Genomic DNA, 640 nt, shown 5'->3' with positions numbered 1-640 from the left:
ACGCTGCAGCGGCGCCTCGAACGCGATACCGCACGCGTGGCCGCGTGCGCGGCGCGGCTCGAGGTGCTGAGCCCGCAACGCACGCTGGAGCGCGGCTACGCGGCGCTCATCGACGCGCAGACGGGCCGCGCGGTGCGCGCGCCCGCATCGCTCAAGCCGCAGCGCCGGCTGACCGTGCACCTTGCCGAGGGCTCGGCCGACGTATCGCTTGCCGACGTGCAACCGCGTCTTTCGGATACATTCTGACGATGTGGCGCGTGCGCGATACGCGGGCGGCGCGAGCCGTCCGCGTATCGCTTCGCGCGTGCCGCGCGAGCATCGATTTTTCGGATGCGGCGGATAAAGGCCCGCGAGTTTGCGGGGTTATTCGGACTCGCCTACAATCGGGCGTTCCGCAGCATCCAACACTGCCCTCCCTACATACACTTCGAAGGAACCGATCATGGCTCATACGCTCCCGCCGCTGCCGTACGCTGAAGACGCCCTCGCTCCGCATATCTCGCAGGAGACGATCCAGTTTCACTACGGCAAGCATCACCAGGCTTATGTGACGAACCTGAACAACCTGATCCCCGGCACCGAGTTCGAGAACCTGCCGCTGGAAGAGATCGTGAAGAAGTCGTCGGGCGGCATCTTCAAC

1 protein-coding gene and 1 pseudogene are annotated in these 640 nt (G+C 65.6%); both read left to right on the top strand.

All coding sequences use genetic code 11. The features are described 5' to 3' along the window. A partial coding sequence (locus tag J5M57_RS27920; RefSeq protein ID WP_279381967.1) for an exodeoxyribonuclease VII large subunit occupies window positions 1-246 on the top strand: 246 nt, incomplete at its 5' end. A 196-nt stretch (window positions 247-442) separates the two neighbouring features. Beyond that, window positions 443-640 (top strand): annotated as a pseudogene (sodB, locus tag J5M57_RS27915) (superoxide dismutase [Fe]); the annotation flags it as partial.

This window comes from Pseudomonas sp. 86_A (genome assembly GCF_017491705.1).
In the GTDB taxonomy this organism is placed as follows: Bacteria; Pseudomonadota; Gammaproteobacteria; order Pseudomonadales; family Pseudomonadaceae; genus Aquipseudomonas; species Aquipseudomonas koreensis.
The sequence above is the reverse complement of the archived record's forward strand: the minus strand, read 5'-3'. Positions and strand labels throughout refer to the sequence as shown.